The sequence below is a fragment of the Caulobacter sp. HMWF025 genome, assembly GCF_003060965.1.
GTDB lineage: Bacteria > Pseudomonadota > Alphaproteobacteria > Caulobacterales > Caulobacteraceae > Caulobacter.
Genome location: NZ_QAII01000150.1, coordinates 1 through 26,032 on the forward strand (window position 1 = coordinate 1; position 26,032 = coordinate 26,032).

Below are 26,032 nucleotides of genomic sequence, written 5' to 3' on the forward strand. Positions count from 1 at the left end.
CGGGATGGGAGGGTGAGAGGTTTCACCGCTGGCCGGGAAGCCCTGCATTTGCAGCCTTCTGTCCATGAGGCGACTGCGGCGCGGGTGCCGGCCTACAGTCAGCCGGCGACCTTTGAACGATCAGGCGCCGGGGGGCTACGAAGGTCCGGTTTCCGGCGGCGGGCTAACTTCTGGTCTCGACCCTGAGCGGATGTTTGGAAGTTCAGCTTCCAAAACGAACAAACCGTCATCCCGCGCTTTATGCGCGGGACCCATGGTTCGGCTTCCACGTGGGAAATCCACGGCGTACCGCACCTGCGACAGTCAAATGGGTCCCGCGCATAAAGCGCGGGATGACGGTGATTGTGTTGTCCCCAAACCACCCTCTAAGGACGTCAGTAGCGTCCGCTTTTCGGCATCCCGTGGCGCGGCAGAAGTGACTGGTCGAATAGCCGCTAGCCGCCCAGTCAGCTGGCGTCCTCAGGATGAGAGGATGGCCGTGCTCCGTTCGGACAGGGTGAAACCTCTCACCCTCCCACCGCCTGCGGCGGCGGCCCCCTCCCGCTGACAAAGAGAGAGGGTTTCAAGGTCCAGGTCGCGTTAGTCCAGCGCCCCGATATAGGGCAGGCCACGGCTCTTGCCCTCGTCGTCGAGGCCGTAGCCCACGAGGTAGCGGGCCGGGGCTTCCCAGGCGACGAAGTCGGGTTCCATGCCGCGGTCGGTCGGCCAGGGCTTGCGGGCGAAGACGGCGGTCAGGACTTCGCTGGCCCCGGCGTCCTTCACCAGCCGCGAGGCCTCGCTGAGCGACAGGCCGCTGTCGAACACGTCATCGACCACCAGGGCGCGGCGGCCGACCAGCGGGCGTTGCAGGTCGGCGCGGACCTCGCAGCGGCCGGTGCTCTTGCGCTCGTCATGATACGAGGCCAGCCACAGGGCGTCGAAGCGGACATTGCGACCGGCCTTCCACAGGGCACGGGTCAGATCGGCGGCGAACCACAGGCCGCCGGTCAGCAGGCAGACGGCGACCGTGTCGTCGTCAATGCGCGGGGCGATCCGGTGGGCCAGGGCCTGGACGCGCTCGGCGATCTCGGCTTCCGAAATCAGGACTTCGGGATGGGTCGTGTCAGTCATGGTGCGCCGGTTCGTGAGAGTCGGAGGGAGGAGGAGCTTCCGGGGCTGCGGTCTCATGCCCCGGGGCCTCATGTCCAGCCGCTTCTCCCGGAACGGCCGCGTCCTGGGCCCCGCGCAGGTCCAGCTGCGGGGTCTCGGGCGCATGGTGCTCGGCCTTCATCACCGTCTTGACCAGGTTTGCGGCCCCCGGCTCGGTGGCAAAGCCGATGACGACATCGCGGGCCGTCCGGGGCGGGTCGCGGAAGGTGATGGCAAAGTGGCGGGTCTCGCCCGGCGGGATGGTGGGATCGGCGGCCGCCGCGATGCGTCCGGCGACCCGCTTGTCCTTCTCGTTGCGCAGTTCGACCCGCAGGGGCGGCGCCGTGACCGGATGCTCGGTGATATTGCGCATCACGCCGGTGATGGTGACAGCGGCATGGCCCTCCTCGAGCGAGGGCTGGGCCTTGAGGCTCTCGCGGTCGATGACCAGACCCACCGTATTGACCGGCAGGCCGACACTGGCAAAGGCCCCGGCCGTGCTGGGCATCAGCTTGACCACATCCATCCGGAAGATGATCGCCGAAACCAGCATCAGACCCATCACGGCGGCCATGCCGGCCCAGATGACGCCGGTGGCGGTCGCGGCCTTCAGGCGGCGCTCGGCATCGGCCCGGGCCCGGAAGACCTTGGGCAGTTCCTCGCCCGGCAGGGCGCTGACCGGCGGCTCGGGCTCGCTCTCGGCGGCGACGACCGGCTCCTCGACCACAGGCGTCGGCGGTGGCGCGGTCAGGGCCGAGGGCGGGTCGTCAAAGAGGTCGATCGCCTCTTCGTTATGGGCGGTCCAGCGGTGGCCGCACGAGGCGCAACGCACGACGCGACCGGCCGCACCGACCTTGGAGTCGTCGACGAAATAGCGGCTGGCGCACTCCGGGCAGGTCAGTATCATGGCCGCGAATCGTAGGCTCCACGCATTAACAATCCGGGGTCGCTGATTTTGCCCCTGATGTCCAGAAAGCCCGGCGACACCTCCTTGCGGATCGACGCAGAACAGGGCGACGACGCCCTTCCGGTGGTCCGCTTCGAGGGCGTGTCGATGCGCTACGGCCGGGCGCCGGAAACCCTTCTCGACATTGGGTTTTCGCTGATGCCGGGCTCGTTCCATTTCCTGACCGGCGCCTCGGGGGCCGGCAAGAGCTCGCTGCTCAAGCTGATCTACCTGGCCCATCGTGCGTCACGGGGTCGCGTGGAGCTGTTCGGACGCGATGTCAGCCTGCTGCCGGTCGGCGACCTGCCGTTCCTGCGCCGCCGGATCGGGGTGGTGTTCCAGGAGTTCCGGCTGCTCGAGCACCTGTCGGTGTTCGACAATGCCGCCCTGCCGATGCGCATCCTGCAGCGCAAGCCCGCCACCTATCGCGAGGATGTCGCCGAGCTCCTGAACTGGGTGGGGCTGGGCGACCGCATGCATGCCCTGCCCGCCACCCTGTCGGGCGGCGAGAAGCAGCGCCTGGCCATCGCCCGGGCCGTGGTCGACCGTCCCGACATCCTGCTGGCCGACGAGCCGACCGGCAATGTCGATCCGGCCATGTCGCTGCGGCTGCTGCGGCTGTTCGTCGAGCTGAACAAGCTGGGCACCACGGTGCTGATCGCCACCCATGACGAGGACCTCGTCGCCCGGGCGGGCCGGCCGACCCTGCACCTCGAAGGCGGCCGCCTGACCGTGCCGGAGGGCCGGCGATGAGCGCGCTGTTCCGCGTCGACCGCTGGAAGCCCGGCCCGCTGCTGCCGCCGCGCGATGCCCGCGACGGCTCGCTGGTCTTTGTGGTGGCGGTGCTGTGCTTCCTGGCCTGCCTGACCGCCCTGGCCGCCCTGGCCGCCAACCGCGCCAGCCTCGGCTGGACCGGCCAGCTGACCGGATCGGCCACCGTCGTCGTCCGGGCCCGGGCCGGCGAGACGCCCGACGCCGCCGCCGCCCGCGCCGCCGAGGCCCTGTCCGGTGTGCCCGGCGTCACCGAGGCCCGCGCCCTGACCCGCGAGACGGCCGAGGCCCTGCTGGAACCCTGGATCGGCAAGGACGCCCTGGTCGACGACCTGCCCACCCCGCGTCTGGTCACCCTGGACCTCGACCCCAGGGCACCGGCCGGGGCCGAGACCCTGACCCGGGCCCTGAAGGCCGCCAATGTCGATGCCGTGGTCGATGACCACCGCCGCTGGATCGCCGACATCGAGCGCGGCGCGGGCCTGGCCCGGCTGGCCGCGCTGGGGGTCTTCAGCCTGCTGGCCGCCGCCGCCACCGCCGTGATCGCCTACGCCACGCGAGCGGGACTGTCGGCCCGCGCCGACGTCATCGAGGTCCTGCACCTGTCCGGTGCCGAGGCCGGGTTCGTCGCCGCCCTGTTCCAGAACCGCTTTGCCACCATGGCCGCCGTGGCCGGCCTGATCGGCAGCCTGTTTGCCGTCGGCGTCGGGGTCGCGGCCCTGGTGCTGGGCGGCGGGACCGGGCTGACGCCGATCCTGCCGCTGGCCTGGATCGACCTGCTCGCCCCCCTGCCCTGCGCCCTGATCGCCGCCCTGGTGGCCGGGATCACCGCCCGCCTCGCCGCCCTGCGGATCCTGAGGGACCTGCCATGAAGGGTGCCGCCGCCCTGCTGATCGCCGCCCTGGTCTGGGCCGTGGGCCTGCTGGCCTTTTCCGGTCGGGTCGAGCGGTCGGTGCCCGCCGCCGAACCGCCGGTGGCGGACGGCGTGGTCGTGCTGACCGGGGCCTCCAACATCCGCCTCGAGGCCGCCACCCGGCTGCTGGAGGCCGGCAAGGGCAAGCGGCTGCTGATCTCCGGGGTCAATCGCGAGGCCACCCGCGACGACGTCCTCAATGTCACCAAGGCCGTCAAGCCGATCTATGACTGCTGTGTCGATCTGGGCTTCACCGCCGCCGACACCATCGGCAATGCCGCCGAGACCGCCGAATGGGCCCGGGCCAAGGACTATGACAGCCTGATCGTCGTCACCGCCGACTACCATATGCCCCGCTCGATGCTGGAGCTGCACGCGGCCATGCCGGGCATCCGGCTCTATGCCTATCCGGTGGCCACCGAGGGCCTCGATGCCCGCCACTGGTGGAAGAAGGGCTCGACCGCCCGGCGCATGACGGTCGAATACTGCAAATATCTGGCGATCCTGGCCCGTGAGGCGTTCCTGAAGCTGGGCCCGAAAGGGTAAACACCGATTGCAGGCGCGGCGCTCTGCGTCCATCACGCGGGGATCGTTGATTCAGCGCCCGTTTGCGCCGAAGAAGCGGTTTGGAGAGGACGCCGGACCCCCGGCAGGGAAAGTATCTTGATCATTCTGCGTTCAACCCTGTTCCAGGTCTATTTCTGGATTTGGTCGGCCTTCACGGCGACGTGGATGGTGCTGCTGCTGCCGCTGCCGCGTCGCTTCAACACGGCGGCCCTGACCTTCTGGTCGAAGGGCATCCTGTTCGGCCTGCGCTGGATCGCCGGCATCCGGATCGAGGTGCGCGGCCGCGAGAACCTGCCGACCGGTCCGGCCCTGGTGGCGGCCAAGCACCAGTCGATGTTCGACGTCTTCAGCCAGTTCGCCCTGCTGCCCGACGCCTGTTTCGTGATGAAGAAGGAACTGCTCAACGTGCCGCTGTTCGGCTGGCACGGCCTGAAGGCGGGCATGATCGTCGTCGACCGGGCCGGCCACTCGACCGCGCTCAAGAAGCTGGTCCGCGACACGCTGGAGCGCATGACCGAGGTGCGCCAGGTGGTGATCTTCCCGGAAGGCACGCGCGGCGACGTTGGCGTGCCCGGCGACTACAAGCCCGGCATCGCCGCCCTCTATCGCGAGCTGGACCTGCCGGTGACGCCCCTGGCCCTGAACTGCGGCGTCCACTGGCCCAAGGGCTGGCTGCGCCCGCCCGGCACCATCGTCTTCCACTACCTCCCGCCCATCCCCGCCGGCCTCAAGCGCGGCGAGTTCATGCGCGAACTGCAGACCCGGATCGATGCGGCCACCAAGGCGCTGGAGGATGAGGGGGTTTAGCTGATGTCCCTCTCTCTTTGAGAGAGCGACTGTCTGGGTCGTCAAGCGATGGCAAGGGAGGCACGGGCAGTCCTGTCCCGTGACGCCGCCATCAAGATTGACAATCCGCGACTGCCACCCTTGGCTGTGAGAGACGGTCGCATGAACGGAGGCCCTCGGAGCCAATGAGCGTCGCGCGCGTGATCGGCCTCTTTTGCCTGGGCCTTGCTGTTCTGGTTACGGTCGCCGTCTTGGGGCCCGGATACTACCGCCGAGCGACGTGGCCCCTGACGCCGACGGCAATGCCGCCCAGTCCCGAAGGACTGCGTGCCTGGGCAGAACTCGAACGCGAGGGAAGCTTGCATTGCGATCAGCCAATTCAATCCCTGGTGCCCCGAATTCGGCGTGGCGAGAGCTTTCCAATGACCTGCGTGTTCGAAGAAAAACCCTGGAAATGGATCTCGCAAACCTTCGATGTCAGGGGCTGCCCCGGGGCAGGAATCGAGTTGATAAGCTGGAGGGGTCGCCTCGGCCGCTGGTTCGAGTTCGACAGGGGCGACATGAGCAGTGCCGTTTACGTAGAGCTTCCGCCGGCTGACCGGTTCAATCTCTGTAGGAGCAAGACACCCGATCACTCGGCCAGCGTCGGCGCTGAGTGAGTCTGCTGGATGTCCGCATTGAGGACTTCCACCCCAATCCCAAAAATCTTGTCATCCCGGCCGGACGCCCGTGAGGGCGGGAGCGCCGGGACCCAGGGGCAAACGCAATGAGGCGGCCCCTGGGTCCCGGCTCTCCGCTACGCTTCGGCCGGGATGACAAGGGTTTTGGGGTCGACGACGCGGGTCCCGTTCTGGCCATGCCAGCACACCCCGTCTCAGAGAGAGGGAAATTAGGCCACCCCCTCCCGCGCCTGCACCAGCTTGAGCAGGGCCTCCATGGCGTGGTCGCGGACGCCGTCGTCGCGCAGGTGGCCGACGAGGTCGGACAGGTAGTCGATGTTGCGGCCCGACAGCCCCTTGGCCCCGGCGATCAGGTCGGCCTGCTGCTCGAGGCTCAGCGCGCCCGCCCACTGGCTGTGCTTCATGTCCGACAGGAAGACCAGGGACGAGACCTTGCCCGCCTCGCCGTCGATCTTCAGATCGCTCCAGGCTTCGAAATAGGTCTCGGTCGGCTGTTCGCGTTCGCGCAGATAGGCGTAGACGCCGTCCCACTCGGCAGCCGCCACCCGATAGGCCGCGCCGCGCACCGAGCCGCCGGGGGCCAGGCCCAGAACCAGGCCCGGCCGCTCATAGGTGCCGCGATGGTGGACCGAATAGATGCAGAAGGCGCGACGACGGCCGTGGAGAACCGCGCGTCTTCGCTCTACAAACGCAAAGCCGGGACGCCACATCAGCGATCCGTATCCGAACACCCAGCGATCGCCGCTCTCTACGCTCATCACCAATCCCGACTGGACGCGCCTGCCCCATGACCCATAGCGACGCCACGCCCCCCCGCAAAGCCCGCCGGCGCGGTCTGTGGACGCCTTTTGTCCTGGCGCTGGTTTTTGCCACCGCCTGGTGCATCGGCTGGTTCTGGCTGCGGGGCCAGGCCCAGGAGCGGATGGACGCCACGGCCGTGGCGATGAAGGCCAGGGGCTATGACCTGTCGTGGAGCGCGCGGACCTTTTCCGGCTTTCCGTTCCGCCTCGATGTGACCCTGGCCGATGCCCGGGTGGCCGAGCCGTCGGGCTGGGCCCTGCGCCTGCCCGAGCTGAAGGGCGAGGCCATGATCTACGGGCTGGACCACTGGGTGGTCACCGCCCCGCGCGGCGCGGTCCTGACCCGGCCCGGCGACGGCGACGTGACGATCGCCGCCGAGGCCCTGCGCGCCAGCCTGGCCGGCTTTGACCAGCCCCTGCCCCGCATCTCCGTCGAGGGGGCGGGCCTTGTCTTCACCACGGCCCAGGGCATCAAGCCGTTCGAGCTGCGCGACGCCCGGGCCCTGCAGATGCATCTGCGTCCCGGACCCGACGACCAGGGCGCGATCCTGTTCAGGGCCGAAGGGGCGCGGGCCAATTTCACCGGCCTGCTGGGCCGCATCGCCCAGGCCAATAGCGCCGACATGATCCTCGACGCGCGCCTGAGCCACGTCTCGACCCTGCGCGGCAAGAACTGGACCGATGCCGTCCGCGACTGGAGCCGGGCCGGCGGGGCGATCACCATGCAGAACGCCCGGATCACGGCCGGTGAGGCCGAGGGCGTGGCGAAGTCCGGGGCCCTGACCGTCGATGCCGACGGCCGCCTGCAGGGCACGCTGGAGGTGACACTCAAGGAGCGCCGCCCCGCCGACGCCCCGATCCGCACGCCGGAACAGGCCCTCGCCGCCGCCGCCCAGGCCCTCGGCCATGAGCCGGTGATCAAGGCCGACCTGCAGTTCCAGCAGGGCCGGACCCTGCTGGGCAGCTTCGACACCGGTCCCTCGCCGCGCGTTTATTGAGCGCAGTGACCGGCGCGCCTGCGGCCGGGGCACGCAAGTTTCTTCCCGTGAACGCCGCCTATTGCGCCTTCGGCGGCAAGGACTATGGTCCGGCCTCCAAATTCGGGGATAAACATGGGTAGCGACGCGGCGGATACGCCTCCGTCACTGGACGAGGTCCGATGGCGACTGGATGCCATTGACGGTGAACTTCTGAAGCTGCTCGACGAGCGGGCCGCCCTGGCCAGTTCGGTGGCGGCGGCCAAGCAGGCGGCCGGCGATACGGGCTTCGGCCTGCGTCCGGGCCGCGAGGCGATGATCGTCCGCAAGCTGCTGGCCACGCCGCGCAAGGCGGCCAATGACGCCCTGGTGATCCGCATCTGGCGCGAGGTGATGAGCGACAACCTCGCCCGCCAGGGTCCCTATCACCTGTCCGTCTGGGGCGGGAGGGACACCGCCCGGGCGGTTGAACTGACCCGCCTGCGGTTCGGCACCGCCCCCCGCATGCAGGTTCTGGCCGACGCCAAGGACGCCCTGGCCGCCGCCAGAACGCCGTGGGGCGTCGCGGTGCTGGCCCTGGCCCCGGACAGCGCCTGGTGGGCCCGGCTGCTGGCCGAGCCCCGCCTGAAGGTCTTTGCCGCCCTGCCCTGCCTGAACCGCTGGGGTCCGCAGGCGGCCCTCGCCGTCGCCGAGGTCGAGGTCGAGCCCACCGGGGCCGACCAGACCTTCTGGGTCACCGACAGCCCCCGCCCCGCCGCCGCGATCGCCGAGGCCCTCAGCCTCGACGGCGTCGCCGCCGAGCTGATCGCCGAGTCCGGCGGGCTGAAACTGTTTTCGCTGTCGGGCTTCTTCATGGCCGGCGACGAGCGTCTGGCCCGGGCTCCGGGCCAGCTGTCCGGCATCATCGGCGCGGCCCCGACACCGTTCGACGTCTGACGGCGCGCGGTGTAAGAGAGCCGCGTGTTCGACCAGAGTAAGCCGATGACCGTTCCGACCTCCGACCGCTTCGCCGCGCCGCGCCCCACCCCCAAGCCCGGCCTGATGGACATCCACGCCTATGTCGGCGGCAAGTCGAAGATCGAGGGCATCGCCCATCCGGTGAAGCTGTCGAGCAACGAGAACGTCCTGGGCTGCAGCGAGGCGGCCAAGGAAGCCTATCGCAATGCGGTCGATCGCCTGCACATCTATCCCGACGGCAAGTCCAACGGCCTGCGCGCCGCCGTGGCCGCGCACTATGGCCTGGAGCCCGAGCGCCTGACCTTCGGCGACGGCAGCGACGAGATCTTCGCCCTGCTGTGCCAGGTCTATCTGGAGCCGGGCGACAACATCGTCCAGGGCGAGCACGGCTTTGCCGCCTATGCCATCGGGGCCAGAGCCTGCCAGGGCGAGGTCCGCATGGCCCGGGAGCCCGGCCAGCGGATCGACACCGACGAGGTCGTCAAGTGCATCGACGAGCGGACCCGGCTGGTGTTCATCGCCAATCCCGCCAACCCGACCGGCACCTGGCTGACCGGCGAGGAGATCCGCGCCCTGCACGCCGCCATCCCCCCCTCGGTGGTGCTGGTGCTGGACGGGGCCTATGCCGAGTTCGCCACGGATCCGCGCTTCGAAGACGGCCTCGACCTGGCCCGCAGCGCCCAGAACGTCATCGTCACCCGGACCTTTTCCAAGATCCACGGCCTGGCGGCCCTGCGGGTCGGCTGGGGCTATGGCCCGGCCCACATCATCGAGCCGATCGAGCGCATCCGTCCGCCGTTCAACACCTCGATCCCCGGCCAGGAGGCGGCCGTCGCCGCCCTCGCCGACCTCGACTTCCAGGCCCGCTCCGTCGCCCTGGTCGAGCAGTGGCGGCCGTTCCTGACCCAGCAGCTGGGCGGGCTCGGCCTGGAGGTCACTCCGTCGGCGGCCAATTTCGTGCTGGTCAATTTCCCGAACGTGCCGGGCAAGACGGCCCTGGAGTGCGAGGCCTTCCTGGCCTCGAAGGGCTATCTGGTCCGGGCCGTGGCCAATTACGGCCTGCCGGACGCCATCCGCATCACCATCGGCCAGGAAGAGCACAACCGCGCCGTGGTCGAGCTGATCGGCCAGTTTGTGGGGCGATGATGCTCCCTTCATTTACCGCTCTCCCCGGCGAAAGCCGGGGCCCAGATCGAACCCACAAACGCCCTGCTAATGAGCGCCGCCGCATGGCGCGTCATCCCCAGTCGCCCTGGCTGAAACTGGGCCCCGGCTTTCGCCGGGGAGAGCGGATTGGAGGTATCCCCCATGCCTAAGCCCGGTGTGCTCTATCCCAAGATGACCGTGATCGGCTGCGGCCTGATCGGCGGGTCGGTGATCCGGGCGGCCCGTGCCCACGGCGTGGTCGGCGAGATCACCGTGGCCGATGCCAGCGAGGCCCACCGGGCCCGCGTGGTCGAGCTGGGCCTGGCCGACCATGTGACCGGCGATATCGCCGAGGCCGTGCGCGACGCCGATCTGGTGGTCATCGCCACCCCGGTGCTGTCGGTGCCCGAACTGGCCTCGACCGTGATCCCGGCCATGAAGGCCGGAGCCACCCTGACCGATGTCGGCTCGACCAAGGCCAATGTCGCCGAGGCCTTCCGGGCCCAGGACTGCTCGAAAATCTTCGCCATCCCCGGCCATCCGATTGCCGGCACCGAGCAGTCGGGTCCCGACGCCGGCTTTGCCGAGCTGTTCGAGAACCGCTGGACGATCCTGACCCCGTTCGAAAGCGACGACGAGGCCTATGCCGCCGCCGTCGCCAAGCTGTCGGCGCTCTGGCGGTCCTTCGGGGCCCAGGTCGAGCTGATGGAGGAAAAGCACCACGACCTGGTGCTGGCCGTCGTGTCGCACCTGCCCCACCTGATCGCCTACACCATCGTCGGCAGCGCCGCCGATCTGGAGAACGTCACCGAGAGCGAGGTGATCAAGTTCTCGGCCTCGGGCTTCCGCGACTTCACCCGCATCGCCGCCAGCGACCCGACCATGTGGCGCGACATCTTTGTGGCCAACAAGGACGCGGTGCTGGAGATGCTGGGCCGCTTCACCGAGGACCTGCAGGCCATGAGCCGCGCCATCCGCTGGGGCGACGCCGACACCCTGCACAGCCACTTCACCCGCACCCGCGCCATCCGCCGCGGCATCGTCGCCGCCGGCCAGGAGAGCGCCGAGCCGAACTTCGGCCGCGACCGCGGGAAGCACTAGCCATGAAGCGCGGCACCAGGATCGCAATCGGCGCTGCCCTGGCGATCACCGTTGTAGGTCTCGTCGGAAGTCTCGCAATTCCGATGAGGACTGTGAAGATCTCGGTCGATCTGCCGCCGCCCATCAACGCGAAGCCAACGCCTCGCGCCAAGCCCGTTTTTATCGCTATGGAGACAGACGGGCGACTGACGATCGAGGGCAAAGCGTCAACGCTCGAAACCCTGCCCCAAGATCTGACGGCCCGCTTCGCCGCGGTACCCAGGGATGAGCAGCGGGTCTTGATCGAAATGCGCGGCAAATCCTCTCCCGATCGCTTGATGGCCGTCATCGACAGATTGCAGGGCCATGGCTGGAAGATCGGCCTCATCGGCAGGGAAGACGCCAGTGGCGGCCTGACAATCTCTGAGGGCACGGAGTGAGCGGTTACGCTTGGCTGGCCCTGGCCATTGTCGCCGAGGTGATCGCCACCTCGGCCCTGAAGGCGGCCGAGGGCTTCACCCGGCCGGTGCCGTCGATCATCACGGCGGTCGGCTATGCCATCGCCTTCTACGGCCTGTCCCAGACCCTCAAGACCCTGCCGGTCGGCATCGCCTATGCCATCTGGTCGGGCGTCGGCATCGTGCTGGTCACCGGCATCGCCTGGGTGCTGTACCGCCAGCGCCTCGATGCGGCGGCCATCGCCGGGATCGCCCTGATCCTGGCCGGCGTGCTGGTCATCAACCTGTTCTCGAAGAGCCACTGATCGGGGGCTCAACGCCGGCGCTCGGGACTTGAACCGATACCGCGAGGCTCTACGGTAGGCGCAAACAGCCGTTTGAACCGGAGCCCCGCCGTGGCCGAAGCCTTTATCTGCGACGCCGTCCGCACGCCCATCGGCCGCTATGCCGGAAGCCTCGCCTCCGTGCGGGCCGACGATCTGGCGGCGATCCCGCTAAGGGCCCTGGCCGCCCGCAATGCCGGACTGGACTGGACCGCCGTCGACGATGTGGTGCTGGGCTGTGCCAACCAGGCCGGCGAGGACAACCGCAATGTGGCGCGGATGGCCGCCCTGCTGGCCGGCCTCCCGACCGACGTCTCGGGCTCGACGATCAACCGGCTCTGCGGCTCGGGCCTCGACGCCGTGGGCGTCGCGGGCCGGGCCATCAAGTCGGGCGAGGCCCAGCTGATGATCGCCGGCGGAGTCGAGAGCATGAGCCGCGCGCCTTTCGTGATGGGCAAGGCCGACAGCGCCTATTCGCGCAACGCCGAGATTTTCGACACCACCATCGGCTGGCGCTTCGTCAACCCGGCCATGCGCAAGGCCTATGGCGTGGATTCCATGCCCGAGACGGCCGAGAACGTCGCCGATGACTACGGCATCAGCCGCGCCGACCAAGATGCCTTCGCCCTGCGCAGCCAGGCGCGGGCGGCGGCGGCCCAGGCCTCCGGGCGCTTCGACGCCGAAATCGTCCCGGTGACCCTGGCCCAGCGCAAGGGCGACCCGATCGTGGTCAGCCGCGACGAGCACCCGCGCGCCACCACGCTCGAGGCCCTTTCCGGACTCAAGCCCATCGTCCGCCCCGACGGCACGATCACGGCGGGCAATGCCTCGGGCGTCAATGATGGCGCGGCAGCCCTGATCATCGCCTCAGAAGAGGCGGTCAAGCGCCACGGCCTGACCCCGCGCGCCCGCATCGTCGGCGCGGCGGCGGCCGGAGTGGCCCCGCGCGTCATGGGCTTCGGCCCGGCCCCCTCGACCCAGAAACTGCTGGCCCGGCTGGGCCTGACCATCGGCCAGATGGATGTGGTGGAACTGAACGAGGCCTTCGCCGCCCAGGGTCTGGCCGTGCTGCGCGCCCTCGGCCTGCCTGACGACGGCGAGCACGTGAACCCCAATGGCGGGGCCATCGCCCTGGGCCATCCCCTCGGCATGAGCGGGGCCCGCCTGGCCCTGACCGCTGTCGAGGAACTGCACCGCCGGCAGGGTCGCTACGGCCTGGCCACGATGTGCATCGGGGTCGGCCAGGGTATCTCGATGGTCGTCGAACGGGTCTGACAGCGGGGTAATTCGTCCCGGCTGCCGCAAAAAAGGAGAGTGACAACGCTGTCACTCTGACGCTAACCTGCAAACTCGACGGTGCGCGTAACGACGCGCCGCGACGGCAGGAAACGCGCATGACCCAGTCACGACCGCCTCTGGCGGCCCTCTCCCTGGCCCTCGCCCTGCTGGGCACGACCGCGGTCGCGCGCGCCGAAGAGGCGCCCCGGGCCGTGCGGCTGAACCAGCTGGGCGTCGAGGCGACCGGGCCCAAGCGGGCCATGCTGGCCGATCCGTCGACCGCCCCGCTGGCCTGGACCCTGCGCAATGCCGCCGGCAAGACCGTCGCCCAGGGCAAGACCCGGGTCTTCGGCGACGATGCCGCCTCGGGCGATCATGTCCACCAGATCGATTTCAGCGCCGTCCAGGCCAAGGGTCAGGGCTTTCAGCTGACGGTCGGCGACCGCAGCAGCCGCCCCTTCGCGATCGGCGACCGCCTGTATGGAAACCTCAAGGCCGACGCCCTCGGCTTTTTTTATCAGAACCGCTCGGGGATCCCGATCGAGGGCCGCTTCGTGCAGCGGCCTGACCTCGCGCGGCCGGCCGGGCATGTCTCGGACAAGGCCACCTGCTTCAACAAGGCCGACGAGCGCGGCCAGGTCTGGGCCGGGTGCGACTACACCCTGGACGCCAGCCGCGGATGGTATGACGCCGGCGACCACGGCAAGTATCTGGTCAATGGCGGCATTTCGGTCTGGACCCTGCTGAACGCCTATGAGCGGGCCCAGGTGCTGGGCAAGGCCTCGACGCTAGCGGCCTTCGCAGATGGACGCGGGCGTATTCCGGAGAACGCCAACGGCGTCTCCGACCTGCTGGACGAGGCTCGCTGGGAACTGGACTTCCTGTTGGCCATGCAGGTTCCGGCCGGCAAGACCCTGGCCCTGCCGGTCGGCCACCAGACCCCCGGCCCCAAGGGGCGACTGGTCCTGACCGAGGTCGACGCCTCGGGCATGGCCCACCAGCGTCTGGCCGACGAGCGCTGGACGGCCCTGCCGACCGCTCCGGCCGAGGATCGGGAGACCCGCTACCTCTATCATCCGACCACGGCCGCGACCCTGAACCTGGCCGCCTCGGCGGCCCAGGCGGCGCGGATCTGGAAGACGATCGACCCGGCCTTTTCGGCCCGCTCCCTCGAGGTGGCCCGCACGGCCTATGCCGCCGCACGGCGCAATCCCGAGATCTACGCGCTAGGGGCCTTCACCGGCAGCGGCGGCTATGGCGACAACCATCTGGACGACGAGTTCTACTGGGCCGCTGCCGAGCTATTCACCACGACTGGAGAGGCCAGCTATGAGGCCGACCTGCGGGCCTCGCCCCTGTTCCTCGCCGGACCGACGGCGGGCGGGACCAAGGCGACCGGCGACATCAGCTGGAGCGCCGTCGGGGCGCTCGGCACGGTCACCCTGGCCCTGGCTCCCAACGGCCTGAAACCGGCCGAGATCACTGCCGCCCGCGCCAATCTGACCACGGCCGCCGATCGCTACCTGGCCGACGGCGAGAGCCAGGGCTATGGCCTGCCCTATGCCCGGCCGGGCTATCCGTGGGGCTCCAACTCATCGATCCTGAACCGGGCCATGGTGCTGGGCCTTGCCGCCGACTTCACCGGCAAGGCCGCCTATCGCAACGGGGCCGCCGATGCGATGGACTATGTGCTGGGCCGCAACCCGCTCGACCGGTCCTATGTGACGGGCCATGGCGCGCGTCCGATGCAGCATCCGCACCATCGGTTCTGGGCCAAGCAGGCCGATGTCCGCTACCCGGCCCCGCCGCCCGGCGTGCTGTCCGGGGGGCCGAACTCGACCAGCATGGGCGATCCCGTTGCCGAGACCATGAAGGGCAAGTGCCGGCCGCAGACCTGCTGGACGGATGACTACCGGTCCTTCACCCAGAACGAAGTGGCCGTGAACTGGAATGCGCCGCTGTTCTGGGTCGCAACCTGGCTGGACGAGCCGTCAGGCGGCCTCTGACGTCGGCCGCACCCGGGCCACCAGCGCTTCCAGCTGGGTCTGCTGCGACGGTGTGGCGCTGAACTTGACGTGGCACAGGCCGTCTTCGACGCGCAATACTTGGGCGATGAGCAGGTCGGTGATCCCGCCCAGCCGCAGCTTCACCGTGCCGCTATTGACGCCGAGCCCCTCGATCAAGGCCCCGCCTTCCGAGATGTTGCAAACCTTGCCCCGGATCGGGCCGTGCACCGTACTGCCCTCGACGGTCAGGCTGGTCGAGAAGCGCGGCAGGCGGCGACGCTCGACCTCGTCGGTCGAGGTCCGCACGACCCGCACCAGGGTGCGGCTGAGCGAGGCAATGTCGGCCCCGACGACCTGGGTCAATTCGTCCACTTCGCGGGAAATGGTTCCGGCCGACCGCGCCTCGCGGGAGACGTCGCGGATCTGGGCGACCATGCGTTCGGCCATCAGGCTGGTCTCGGCGATCGCTCGGGAGATAGCGATGGTGGCGGTGGCCTGCTCCCGAACCGCCCCGGCGATCGCAACCGAGGTCTCGTCCATGATCTCGATGCGACCGTTGATGCCGCTGACCGCCTGGACCGTCTCATCCGCCGAGTGCTGGACGCCGCCGATCAGACCGCGGATATCGGCGGTGGCCGCGGCGGTCTGCTGGGCGAGGTTGCGCACTTCCCCGGCGACGACGGCGAAGCCGAGGCCGGACGACCCGGCCCGGGCGGCTTCCACGCTGGCGTTCAGGGCCAGAAGATTGGTCTGACGGGCAATGTCCGAGATCAGGTCGGTGACGCGGCTGATCTGGTCCACGGCTTTGGACAGACGGGCGATCGCGCCGTCCGCCTCGCCAGCGGCATCCGCGACCTCGGTGGCCGCCAGGCGCGCCTGCTCGACCTGGCGGGTGATGTTCTGGATCGCGACATCGAGTTCACCGGCCGTGGCGGCGACGGCCTGGGTCTGGGCCAGGGTCTCCTGGGCCGCATCGGCGACAGCATCGCTGCGGTTCTGCACGTCGCTGGACAGCCGGGCCATGGCATTGGCCTTGTCAGCGACGGCCGCCGTGGTCTCGGCGACACTCTGGACCGCGCCGCGCGTCTCGCGCTCAACCCGTTCGGCCATGGACTGCAGGGCGGCGGCCCGCCGGTTCTCGGCGGCCCGGCGCTCGACAGAGGCCTCAGCCTCGGCAATCTCCTGATCATCGCGCAGGACAAGGGTCATGCTGCTCTGGTCGCGGAACGCCACCAGGGCCCGGGCCATGGCGCCCAGTTCATCGGGGCGCTCGGTCCGGCGGATCTCGACATTGAGGTCGCCCTCTGACAGCCGGCTCATCGTCGCGGTAAGCTCGAGAAGCGGGTCGACCACTTCAGATACGATCAGGGCGCTGCGGCGGCGCACGGCCATAACGGCCCCGGCCAGGCCGCCGCCCATCAGAACGATCACGGCCAGCAGACCGAAAAAGGCGGTGCGCTCGCTGCGGGCCGCCATCGCCGTCGCATCAGTGACCAGGGTGTCGATGGCCTGCCGGTGCCGGTTATAGTCCTGGCTGAGGGCGCTATAGCTGGCATCCGCCGCCGCCTGGTCGCCACGCGCCAGGGCCGGGATGTAGCGTTGCTCGATCTCGTCCCAGAAGGCCGTGGCCGGCTCGTTGACGGGGCCTCCGATCTGGGCCTTCAGCTTGCGGTCTAGGTTCGACGCCGCCCAGACGGCCTGGCGGTCATCATACTGGGCCTTGAGCGCCTTCAGCCGGTCGGCGCGGCCGGCGACCTGGGTCGGGGTCTCATGCAGGGCCAGGGTCGCTTCGAGATAGGCCTCGAGGACATATTCCGGCGGCGGGAGGATATCGGCGACCAGATCCTTGCCCATGGCGATCTGGTGATAGAGGGGACCGTTGACCCGCAGCAGCGCGAGCGAGGCGATCGAGACGGCCACGAGCGCGACGATCGCGACCAGCACGGTTCGCCGGAAGCCGTCGACCGCTTCCCGGAAGCCTGCCCGCGTCCCGCCCGTCATGAATCCCTCCGCTGCGCAACGATTTGACGCATGGCATTGCTGACCAGCGCGTTAAACATATCCCGCAAAGGTTGCGACAAATGGCCGCTATCGGGGTCATGCTGCGGGCGGCGGGCAACTGTGCAATCGCCCCGTCGAGTCTGAAACTATTGACATGTACGGTGCCATAAAGTCTCCTTAGGCCAACGCAATCGCTTGAGGAGGGCCACACCCGGTGCTGATCGTTCATGGGTTGGACCTGTCCTATTTCACGGGAAAGCTGGAAGGCTACCTGCGGGCCAAAGGTCTGCCCTATCGTCTGCAGGAGATGGACACGGCCAGCTTTCGCGCCCTCGGGCGCAAGACCGGCGTCTGGCAGATGCCGCAGCTCGAAGGGCCCGATGGCCAATGGCTGACCGACACGCCGGTCATCATCGACCGACTCGAGCGCGACCACCCCGACAGCAGCCTGACCCCCGATGACCCTGCCCTGCGCTTCCTGGCGGACCTGATCGAAACCTATGGTGACGAGCATCTCTGGCGGCCGGCCCTCTACTACCGCTGGGCCTTTGCGGCCGATGCCCGCCTGATGAGCGGACGGCTGGCGGACGGCATGTTTGCCGACATCCCCCTGCCCCGAGCCCTGCGCCGCCAGATCGCGCTGCGCCGACAGAGATCGGTCTATCTGCGCGACGAGGGCGTGACCCCGGCCAACCGCAGCCGGATTGAAGCCGACTATCTCGACCTGCTTGCGGCCCTCAACCCCGTCTTCGCCACCCGGGACTGGCTCCTCGGAGACGCTCCGACCCGGGCAGACATCGGGCTGTTTGGCCCGCTGTTTCGCCATTTCGCCAGCGATCCGACACCCGCCGCCATCCTGCGTGACCGCGCGCCACGGGTCGCCGAATGGGTGGCGCGGCTCTGGGCCCTCGCGCCGGATCCCGACCGCACAGCCGCCCCCTTGCACCATGGGCCCGAAGACCTGCGCCCACTGCTGGACCTGGTCGAAAACCGCTTCCTGCCTGAGATGGCCGCCAACCAGTTGGCCGTGAGAGAAGGATCCCCGAGGACCCGCTACACCGATGCGGGCGTGACCTTCGCCTACCGCGCCAACCCCTATCGCGCCTGGCGACTGGATCGGCTGCAGGCGTCCTATGCGGCACTGGATCCTGCGGCCAGGGCCTCGCTTGGCCAGCACCTGGGCCCGGGCTCTGTCGCCACACTCGCTTTGCCGCCTGGGCCGCAGCCCATTGCCCCGCCGTCATCGCCCGGCGCCGTCGTCCGTGATCGCTGGTGGAGATAGCGGCCCGCCAAAGACACGCGGGATGGGTGAAAGTCCGCCCCGGACCATCCTGATCCGGAGATTATTGGCTTGACCATCATGGAAGCCCTCATTGCAAAGTACCGGGCCTCAGAAGGGCATCGGCCATCCAGCAGGACCCACGGCATGCGCATGATCGGAATGATCGCTCTGGTTTGCATGATCCTGAGCGCAGGGGGTGTCAGTTCGGCGGCCCCACCCGTCAGCCCGCCCGCGACAGGGGCCCGCCCCGCAAGGGCTGAGGTCCTGGCGCTCGGCAGCAAGGTCGCCGACTGGCAGCTCGCCCATATGGACCGCTTCGACTACACGCGGACGCACCTGCATAGCACGGTCGAACCGCTCGGCTGGATCCAGGGTACGCTGTATAGTGGCCTAGCCACTTTTGCCGAACGCTCGGGCGAGCCGCGCTTCAGCAAGGCGGTTCGGGATCACGGGGTCGCCCAGGCCTGGCAGCTGGGTCCCCGGCCCTATCACGCCGATGACCACGTGATCGGGCAGGCCTGGCTCGCCATCCACAAGCTCGACCGCGACCCGGCCAAGATCGCGGCCCTCCGCACCCGCTTCGATGCCATCCTGCAGAGCCCGCCGACCAACACCCTGGTGTTCGAGGACAATGTCGGTGAGCCGCCCTGCCAGACCCGCTGGTGCTGGAGCGATGCCCTGTTCATGGGCCCCGCCGCCTGGACCGAACTCAGCCTGGCCACCGGCGACCCGCGCTATGCCGCCTATGGAGACCGGGAGTTCTGGGTGGCGACGGACTATCTGTTCGACCCCAAGGAAGGGCTCTTCTTCCGCGATAGCCGCTATTTCGACCGGCGCGATGCGCAGGGCCGCAAGATCTTCTGGAGCCGGGGCAATGGCTGGGTTGTGGCCGGTCTGGTCAATGTGCTGAAAAGCCTGCCCGCCGACCACCCCTCACGGCCGCGCTACGAGGCCCTGCTGCAGCAGATGGCGACCACCCTTGTCCGGATTCAGAAGCCCGACGGATTCTGGTCCCCCTCCCTGCTCGCGCCGGAAGGCTCGCCCCCGGAATCGAGTGGAACAGCCTTTTTCGTCTATGGCCTCGCCTATGGCGTCAATACGGGCCTTCTGAAGGGGCCGGAATACCGGAAGGCCGCGGAACGGGGATGGACGGCCCTGGCGTCTTCCGTACAGGCGGACGGCAAGCTGGGCTGGGTGCAGCAGGTCGGCTATGCGCCGGAAGACGTCCTGCCGGACGACACCCAGCTCTATGGCGTCGGGGCCTTCCTGCTCGCAGCATCAGAAGCCGCGGGGCTGTAGGCGGACCGAGGTCTCGTCGCCCCAGCTGACGCGGCACACACAGCCAAGGCGAAACCTGGCCGGGCGGCAGCAATGATCGCCAGGCTCACGCAGCCCGCTCATCCTTCGCAGAGCAATAATAGGCAAGGTAGGACTGCTGGTCTGGTAATCGGGCGACCGTGTTCGCGACAGCCTCGCGCTGTGCCGCAAGGAAGCCTTCCAGTTCTTCGGGTGGCAGTTTCGTAGCAACGGGATGATAGGTCTCAGGCATGATGCCTTGACCCATCATCACCTGCACCCAGCTATTCTCGGCAAACAATTCTTCGTTGCGACGGAAAACACGGCCGGTTTCGCGGAACAGCTCGATCTTCTGTTCAAGACTTTCAGGAATCGGTAACGCCGCGCAATGCCGCCAAAAGGGCGAGTCGCGGCGCTCAGTCACCTTGTAATGCAAAACAAGGAAATCGCGTATTTGATACATGTCTGCAAATTGCTGTTCATTGAATTCAGCAATATCTCGTTCGCTCACCTTACCATTTGGCAGCATCCGGATGATCCGGAGGATCGCCCGTTGAATAAGATGGATCGAGGTGGACTCCAGCGGCTCCATAAAGCCGCCCGAAAGCCCGACAGCTATACAATTGCGGTGCCACTGCTTGCGCCGCGCGCCCGTTGTAAAGCCGATAACATTGGGCTTGGTCAGAACCTCGCCTTCGACTGAACCGAGCAGCCGGTCAAGGGCCGCGTCCTTGTCCAGATAGCGGCTGCAATAGACGATCCCGTTACCCTGGCGGTGCTGCAACGGAATGCGCCATTGCCACCCGGCGTCATGGGCAATGGCGCGCGTGTAGGGAACGGGGGGGCGCACACTGGCCGTTTGCACCGCAATCGCTGAATCGCAGGGCAGATAATGACTCCAGTCATCATAGCCGGCGTGCAGCGCGCCTTCGATCAGCAACGCGCGAAATCCGGTGCAGTCTATGAACAGATCACCTTCGACGCGCCGGTCACCGTCGAGGCAAAGCGCTGCGATATTGCCGGTCGTCCCGTCCAGCTCAACCCTGGCAATCTTGCCTTCAATACGCGTGGCCCCTTCCCCCTCGGCCATCTTGCGCAAGAAGGCCGCATAGAGCGTAGAGTCCAGTTGATACGCATAGTTCATCCGCTCGTCCGGCAAGTGTGCGAACTTGCCCTCCAGCGCGGCCTTCAGCTCAAGACAATAGTCGTCATAGCTGTGAACATGCCCTTTGGTCAGTCCGTGCATCCAGAAATGCTGAAATCCGGCGGACCAATGATCCTTGCCCGTCGTACCAAAGGAATGGAAGTAGCTCTCGCCGACGTCCTTCCAGTTCTCAAACTTGATACCGAGCTTAAAGGTCGCCTGCGTGGCGCGCATGAAGTCCGCCTCGCCGATCCCAAGCAAGCGATTGAACAAGACGATCGGCGGGATGGTGCTTTCGCCGACACCGATCGTGCCGATGGCATCGGATTCCACCAGCGTGAGGTCGATGGCATCGCCCAGGGTTCGCGCAAGCGCAGCCGCCGTCATCCAGCCGGCCGTTCCGCCGCCTGCAACCACGATACGTTGCTTCTGGTAAGCATGGGTCATCGGCTGAGTGCCCTTAGCAAGAAGGCGCGCAAGCGGCCTGCAGTCTCTGCGGTCAAGGTGTCCAGAACGCCGCGCGCTTCTGACGGAATATGATCGTGCAGGGCGGGCGTGTTGTTGAACACGTAGTGTTCAAACAGTTCACGCCAGATCGCCCGGTCCTCGGGCGACAAGTCGCGAATGGTGAGGATCGCATGGTTGAGCGCATCCTGGGGCTGGCCCAAGAAGCGGGGCGTATCGCGCCACCAGTAATTCAGCAGAATATTGAACTTTGCCAGGCCCTCGACGTGATGCCACCACATCGACGGAATGAACAGAGCGTCACCGGGCTCAAGTTCAGCGACCTGTGCGTGGCGTAACGCCTCGGCAAAATTCGGGTAGGCCCCAAAATCAGGGCGGTGAAAATCAATCAAACTCACAGCCCGGCCGGCTGGCGTATTGTCGATCGGACCCAGATAAAGGTTGGAAAACTGGGCGGGCGGGAACAGCGTAAAACGACGACGACCCGCAACACAACATGCCAGGTTGTCCGGGAAATCATTGTGGGCCGCGATGCGGGTCGGCGTCCCGATCCAAAGGCTTTTCAGCGTATCGCGCGACCCCAAATCGAGGCTGTTTTCCTGGTCCACGACCGTGAAATGCCCCGGCACATCAATAGACCCGAGATACATCGACGGTGGATCGGCGCGGCCTTCATTGGCGTCAATACTGCCAAATATATCGGACAGCTTTCCCCGTGCCGTTTGAAAGTTCATCGCCATGCTATCGGTGTAGAACATGCGGCCATCATGGCCCGGAGGACCAACCGACACCGAGAAGGGCACGTCGCGCGCGCGGTCCAGCAAATAGGCGCGCGCCGCGCGGGGGGATTGCAGTCCGGCCTTCACAAGCGGCCAGTGTTCGACGAGGCCGCGGATCACGAAAGGCGTGCGGGCCGTCTTCAACAGGGCGTCAAGCGCCGGTGCGTCGCCCGCTTCGCGCTCTTCGACCGTTTCCATTCCGGCAAAAATTGAAGGGGCGGACTCAGCCAAGGGTCAACTTGGCGTTCTTGCGAGCAACCAGATCGCTGAAGTTGGACAGTGAGGCCACGGCCATGAAGATCGGCAGAAGGTAACCGCGGGCCTGAAGTTCACCCAGGTCTCCGCCGCCGAGCGTGGAGAGCCGCTCCTCGGCAATAATATGATAGCCGACGAGTGAGTTACGAGACCCGTCCTTCAAGGGAACCTCCAGCGAAAAGGGCTCAAGCAGCTCGAGGCGTTCCAAAGTGTCGCAGAACTCTGGCGTTTGCCGGTACCCCTCATCAAGCTCGGCAAGCTGCGTGGCCACCGCTTCAAGATAGGGCGTCGGCTTCCCGGCTTCATCAAACACGCGCATGCCTTCGCCTGTCGTGGAGATACGGGGACTGGCGGTGTCGATATGAACCTGTGCGATGTCGCTTTCTGATGCCGGTCTGCCGATCAGGAACGGCTGAATGGTTTGAGACATTGGGCGATATCGAGCATCCCAACGCTCGCCCTGCAGGAACAGGTTTTCGCCGTTCTCGAAGCCAAACAACGCCAGGGGCGAAAACTTCCGACTGGTAATGTCCCGACGGAAGACGATGGGATAACTGGCCTGGACGTCGCGAAACTCAGCCGGGGTTGTCAGGCACCCCATGATATTGTCACCAAATCTCGCACTGGCCCCCGTGTGGATTCTTAGGTCAGCGTGCTGGGCTGGATCGAGGATCTGGTGGCTGCTCATTTTGGGATTGCGTCTCCAGGGGCCACTTTAGCTGGGGTCTGTGATTGGGCGGCGGTGAAATAGGCGCGATTGGTCGGCAAGGCCGTTGTTATCAGACGCGCTTTTTCGCGCACCTCTACCAATCTTGATAAGGCCGCAGCGGACGGCGGTCCAGCATCCGGCGTCTTCGCCGGTCGCATGCCATAAAGAACATATTGCTGACTGGCTGGAGAGAACATTTCCTCTACACGGGGGAGATCCCACAGAGATGGCGGTTGATCTTCCCATACAGCGAGTTGCTGCTTCAATTGCTCTGGTATGGTCTCGGGTACCCGTTGCGCGCGCCAGTAGGGCTCGTCGCGGCGACTGAGGACATAGTGCAGCTTGAGAAAGTCGACGATCCGGTCCCAGCGATAGCGGAAGAGTTCGTTGAAGCGCGCAGCATGGATATCCATCACGTCGCGGCGGGTCGGGAAATTGTCGACCAACGCCTTGAGCGACAGCTCAATGAGGACAATTGCTGAGGCCTCAAGCGGTTCGATAAAGCCAGCCGATAGGCCGATTGCAACGCAGTTGCGCTCCCAGAATTTGGCACGATGCCCGGTCTTGAAGGAAAGCTGACGGATATTGAGTCTATCAGCGGCAAGACTGGAGACTTTTGTGCGCACGTAGTCGCGCAAGACCTCTTCAGCTTCACGATCACTCAAAAACTCGGACGCATAAACGCAGCCAATTCCGCGCCGCGTCGGCAAGGCGATATCCCAAAGCCAGCCCGCCCGGTGTGCCGTTCCGATCGTTTGCGCAGCGATGGGGGCATCACTGTCGACCGGCACCTGAACGGCCAAGGCTCGATTGTTGAACGAAACATCAGAGCGGTCGACCCAATCGACCTTGCAGTGCTTGTCGATCAACAGGGCCGCCTGGCCAGAGCAATCAATAAAGAGATCACCCGAAACTGACGACTGATCTTTCAGCTCAAGCGCGGCAATGTCCCCGTCCTGTGCGGTGACAATGCCGACAACTTCGCCGGCAATATGGGTCACACCCAGCCTTGTCGTCGCATGGCGGGCGAGCAAGGCGGCAAACTTGCCCGCATCGAGATGATAGCCATAGTTCAATGCCGCGGCGTAGTCGGGCATCGAACGCTGTCGAGGGGCCAGGTGATGGGCACATGCCGCATGCTGCGGGCTCATGGCCGCGGCAAACGGCGTACCTGATCCGCTCGCCCGCCAGGCCGCCAGCAGGTCGCGCATGTCGGATGCAGGTGGCGGGCTGAAGGGGTGCAAGTAGCTGTCGCCGGCCGAGCCATCTACCCAGCCATCAAACCGGGAGCCCTGCTTGAAGGAGGCATCGCACGCGCTCAGAAACTCCGTTTCCGAGATGCCGATCGTGGCCAGAGTTTCGCGCATCGTAGGCCAGGTGCCTTCGCCAACGCCGATTGTCGGAATGTTGGGCGCTTCGACCAGAGTGACAGACAGGTCGGGTCGCCGGGCCGCCACAAGGCATGCGGACAGCCACCCCGCCGTGCCGCCTCCCACGATAACAACCTGATGAATCGGACCCGTCATCGCGCCTAATTCTAAACCCGATAAATGCGAGTTAAAGAGAAAAGAACCACATTGCACATGCAATGTGGTTCTCCTCAGTCCACTACTCTTAGTTCGTCAGTATATTTAGTAGGTGTAACGAACACCGAACGAATAACGCGAGTATCCAGGCGCCGCAAAGAAGATCGCGCGATCATTTCGACGAACGCCAGTGCGATCTTCATTCAGGACGTTGATCCCTTCGAAGAAAGCCGTGAAACCCTTGCGGAACTCGTAGCTCGCACTGGCATCAAACTGCCCATAGGACTTGATGTAGTATGGGTCCTGATCCTTGCCGGCCAGGAACTTGTCGCGCCAGTTATAGGCAACCCGTGCCTGAAGACCGTTCTTGTCGTAGAAGGCAACCGCGTTTGCACTATCGCTTGCGCCGGTAATTGCAAACTGGGTGGTTGTCCAAGGCAGGGTGTTGTCGAAAGACGTATCACTGTCGACAATGGTATAGTTCAGGATCGCGCCAAATCCGGTGTCCCCGAAATTGTGCGTGATGGCAAACTCCCAGCCACTCAGGCGCGCTTCCTGATCACTGTTGGAAGGCTGTGTGAAGGTGAAGGCCACATCGGGATCTGCCGGTCGGCCGATAATGCCACCCGCTGTACCGACGCCCGCGACATAGTCGGCCGAGCGATTGACGCGGACCCAGTTCACGATCTGATCGAACGACGCATTGGCTCCCAAGGCAGCACGCGCAGCGACGGCCGCTGCACCTTGTGATGGGTCATTCAAATCAAACAACGGCGTTTGGGTGGTGCCATTGGCGATGAAGTTTTTGACCTTCTTGTCGAAGCGGCCAACCGACACATAGCTGGTGCGGGCATAATACCACTCAGCCGAGAGATCGATATTCTCGGACTTGTAAGGCTCGAGAGCCGGGTTGCCGGCGCTGGCCTGGCTGCCACCGGCACCCACCCGCAGAGGCTGGCCCAGGGTAATGCCGCCCTGCATGCTGGCATAATCCGGGCGAGTGATCGTCTGGCTGTACGATGCACGCACCTTGACGTTGTCGATCGGCGAAAAATCAACATCGACGGCCGGCAGCCAGTTTTTGTATTCGCCCTTAAGCGTCGAGAAGCCGGTGCCCGGAGCTTGGACCAGGCTGATCTCGTTTTGCGCAACCCAAACTGTGCCCGTCGGAATTGACGCAAGCGCCTTGGAGGTAATCTTGGTTTCCTCGTAGCGCACACCGAGCCTCACATTGAGGTCTTTGCCATTCGGCATCTCAAACGCGTGCAGCGACTGGATCCACGGCGTGAGCGACTTTTCGGTGATGCGCCGGTCCGTCGAGTAAGGGGCCAGGCACGTATCGCCAGGGGCAACATTACAAATGCCCAGTCGCGTATCGAGCAGCTTGATCAGCTCTTTGGTGTTGATCTGGAAATAGGTCGGAATGACACCTGCGCCATTCGATCCGCTCATGCCCGACAGGTCACCCGGCAGACCGCGCGGCGTGAAGAGGGAGTCAGGCGTATCGGCTGCCGACAGGGTTCCGCCCCAAGTGTCGTTCTGGATCACACCGAACGCCGTACGAACCTCATTTTCAATATAGCCCACGCCGAAGTCGAGGCTCTTGATGAATGAGGAATCGAAGTCGTAACCGCCGTTCAGGTTGATCTGATCGATCGTGTCTTTCATGTAGGCGTTACGGAACGCGTTGCCCGCAGGCCGAATGTTCGCGGCGTCGATCCCGGCACCCGGATGCATGGTCACGGAGAGGACCGGCATA

At 66.3% G+C, this 26,032-nt stretch carries 23 protein-coding genes; 14 read left to right on the top strand and 9 right to left on the bottom strand.

Annotated features, from left to right (window positions below):
- Positions 1 to 579 precede the first annotated feature (579 nt).
- Complete coding sequence (locus DBR10_RS15865) at positions 580 to 1,167, bottom strand: phosphoribosyltransferase (protein ID WP_369831655.1); 588 nt, start codon at positions 1,165 to 1,167, stop codon at positions 580 to 582.
- Complete coding sequence (locus DBR10_RS15870) at positions 1,103 to 2,035, bottom strand: DUF3426 domain-containing protein (RefSeq protein WP_108503995.1); 933 nt, start codon at positions 2,033 to 2,035, stop codon at positions 1,103 to 1,105. The genes DBR10_RS15865 and DBR10_RS15870 overlap by 65 nt, the downstream gene beginning before the upstream one ends.
- A gap of 84 nt (positions 2,036 to 2,119) precedes the next feature.
- Here DBR10_RS15870 and ftsE point away from each other — a divergent pair, with 84 nt between their 5' ends.
- The 4 genes from ftsE (at position 2,120) to DBR10_RS15890 (ending at position 5,132) form a co-directional block, all read left to right on the top strand.
- Entirely contained in the window at positions 2,120 to 2,827 is a 708-nt protein-coding gene (ftsE, locus tag DBR10_RS15875) for a cell division ATP-binding protein FtsE (RefSeq protein ID WP_199223459.1), read from the top strand.
- Positions 2,824 to 3,717, top strand: a complete 894-nt coding sequence (locus DBR10_RS15880; protein ID WP_108556504.1) for a cell division protein FtsX — start codon at positions 2,824 to 2,826, stop codon at positions 3,715 to 3,717. Before ftsE ends, DBR10_RS15880 begins: the two co-directional genes overlap by 4 nt.
- The gene (locus DBR10_RS15885) at positions 3,714 to 4,304 is read left to right on the top strand and encodes a YdcF family protein (RefSeq protein ID WP_108504003.1); all 591 of its coding nucleotides are present in this window, start codon (positions 3,714 to 3,716) and stop codon (positions 4,302 to 4,304) included. The genes DBR10_RS15880 and DBR10_RS15885 overlap by 4 nt, the downstream gene beginning before the upstream one ends.
- A gap of 117 nt (positions 4,305 to 4,421) precedes the next feature.
- Positions 4,422 to 5,132, top strand: coding sequence for a lysophospholipid acyltransferase family protein (locus tag DBR10_RS15890; RefSeq protein WP_108504002.1), 711 nt, complete (start codon positions 4,422 to 4,424; stop codon positions 5,130 to 5,132).
- A gap of 868 nt (positions 5,133 to 6,000) precedes the next feature.
- Here the strand turns inward: DBR10_RS15890 and DBR10_RS15900 are convergent.
- The gene (locus DBR10_RS15900) at positions 6,001 to 6,549 is read right to left on the bottom strand and encodes a gamma-glutamylcyclotransferase (protein ID WP_108504000.1); all 549 of its coding nucleotides are present in this window, start codon (positions 6,547 to 6,549) and stop codon (positions 6,001 to 6,003) included.
- 29 nt (positions 6,550 to 6,578) lie between these two features.
- On the opposite strand from DBR10_RS15900, the gene DBR10_RS15905 reads away from it, so the two are divergent.
- The 8 genes from DBR10_RS15905 to DBR10_RS15940 all read left to right on the top strand — a co-directional run bounded on the left by DBR10_RS15905 (position 6,579) and on the right by DBR10_RS15940 (position 14,816).
- Positions 6,579 to 7,589 carry a DUF2125 domain-containing protein gene (locus tag DBR10_RS15905; protein ID WP_108489896.1) on the top strand — a complete coding sequence of 337 codons (1,011 nt, stop codon included), beginning with the start codon at positions 6,579 to 6,581 and terminating at the stop codon, positions 7,587 to 7,589.
- A gap of 114 nt (positions 7,590 to 7,703) precedes the next feature.
- Entirely contained in the window at positions 7,704 to 8,504 is an 801-nt protein-coding gene (locus DBR10_RS15910; RefSeq protein WP_108556505.1) for a chorismate mutase, read from the top strand.
- Between the two features lie 45 nt (positions 8,505 to 8,549).
- On the top strand, positions 8,550 to 9,671 hold the full coding sequence (hisC, locus tag DBR10_RS15915) for a histidinol-phosphate transaminase (RefSeq protein ID WP_108506016.1): 1,122 nt from the start codon (positions 8,550 to 8,552) through the stop codon (positions 9,669 to 9,671).
- A gap of 162 nt (positions 9,672 to 9,833) precedes the next feature.
- Positions 9,834 to 10,772, top strand: coding sequence for a prephenate/arogenate dehydrogenase family protein (locus DBR10_RS15920; protein ID WP_108506013.1), 939 nt, complete (start codon positions 9,834 to 9,836; stop codon positions 10,770 to 10,772).
- A gap of 2 nt (positions 10,773 to 10,774) precedes the next feature.
- On the top strand, positions 10,775 to 11,191 hold the full coding sequence (locus tag DBR10_RS15925; RefSeq protein WP_108506012.1) for an ExbD/TolR family protein: 417 nt from the start codon (positions 10,775 to 10,777) through the stop codon (positions 11,189 to 11,191).
- Complete coding sequence (locus tag DBR10_RS15930; protein WP_108506011.1) at positions 11,188 to 11,514, top strand: DMT family transporter; 327 nt, start codon at positions 11,188 to 11,190, stop codon at positions 11,512 to 11,514. Before DBR10_RS15925 ends, DBR10_RS15930 begins: the two co-directional genes overlap by 4 nt.
- A 90-nt stretch (positions 11,515 to 11,604) precedes the next feature.
- Positions 11,605 to 12,807 (top strand): 3-oxoadipyl-CoA thiolase, encoded by a 1,203-nt coding sequence (gene pcaF, locus DBR10_RS15935; RefSeq protein ID WP_108506010.1) that lies wholly within the window; start codon positions 11,605 to 11,607, stop codon positions 12,805 to 12,807.
- Positions 12,808 to 12,926: 119 nt separating this feature from the next.
- Positions 12,927 to 14,816, top strand: a complete 1,890-nt coding sequence (locus tag DBR10_RS15940) for a glycoside hydrolase family 9 protein (protein ID WP_108506009.1) — start codon at positions 12,927 to 12,929, stop codon at positions 14,814 to 14,816.
- Here the strand turns inward: DBR10_RS15940 and DBR10_RS15945 are convergent.
- Positions 14,802 to 16,817: a methyl-accepting chemotaxis protein gene (locus tag DBR10_RS15945; protein ID WP_108506008.1), complete on the bottom strand. Its 2,016-nt coding sequence runs from the start codon at positions 16,815 to 16,817 to the stop codon at positions 14,802 to 14,804. The two genes, DBR10_RS15940 and DBR10_RS15945, sit on opposite strands and share 15 nt — an antisense overlap.
- Before the next feature lie 214 nt (positions 16,818 to 17,031).
- Between DBR10_RS15945 and DBR10_RS15950 the strand changes: the two genes are divergently transcribed.
- Both DBR10_RS15950 and DBR10_RS15955 read left to right on the top strand, forming a co-directional pair.
- Complete coding sequence (locus DBR10_RS15950; protein WP_108490434.1) at positions 17,032 to 18,099, top strand: glutathione S-transferase family protein; 1,068 nt, start codon at positions 17,032 to 17,034, stop codon at positions 18,097 to 18,099.
- A gap of 144 nt (positions 18,100 to 18,243) precedes the next feature.
- On the top strand, positions 18,244 to 19,398 hold the full coding sequence (locus DBR10_RS15955) for a glycoside hydrolase family 88/105 protein (RefSeq protein WP_108506007.1): 1,155 nt from the start codon (positions 18,244 to 18,246) through the stop codon (positions 19,396 to 19,398).
- An 85-nt stretch (positions 19,399 to 19,483) separates the two neighbouring features.
- Here DBR10_RS15955 and DBR10_RS15960 read toward each other — a convergent pair whose 3' ends face one another.
- The 5 genes from DBR10_RS15960 to DBR10_RS15980 all read right to left on the bottom strand — a co-directional run.
- Positions 19,484 to 20,986: a tryptophan halogenase family protein gene (locus tag DBR10_RS15960; RefSeq protein WP_108506006.1), complete on the bottom strand. Its 1,503-nt coding sequence runs from the start codon at positions 20,984 to 20,986 to the stop codon at positions 19,484 to 19,486.
- Positions 20,983 to 22,014: a cupin-like domain-containing protein gene (locus tag DBR10_RS15965; RefSeq protein ID WP_199223620.1), complete on the bottom strand. Its 1,032-nt coding sequence runs from the start codon at positions 22,012 to 22,014 to the stop codon at positions 20,983 to 20,985. Before DBR10_RS15965 ends, DBR10_RS15960 begins: the two co-directional genes overlap by 4 nt.
- Positions 22,007 to 22,726, bottom strand: coding sequence for a SapC family protein (locus tag DBR10_RS15970; protein WP_108506005.1), 720 nt, complete (start codon positions 22,724 to 22,726; stop codon positions 22,007 to 22,009). Before DBR10_RS15970 ends, DBR10_RS15965 begins: the two co-directional genes overlap by 8 nt.
- Entirely contained in the window at positions 22,723 to 24,330 is a 1,608-nt protein-coding gene (locus DBR10_RS15975) for a tryptophan halogenase family protein (protein WP_233243444.1), read from the bottom strand. The genes DBR10_RS15970 and DBR10_RS15975 overlap by 4 nt, the downstream gene beginning before the upstream one ends.
- Positions 24,331 to 24,378: 48 nt before the next feature.
- A partial coding sequence (locus DBR10_RS15980) for a TonB-dependent receptor domain-containing protein (RefSeq protein WP_146187863.1) occupies positions 24,379 to 26,032 on the bottom strand: 1,654 nt, incomplete at its 5' end.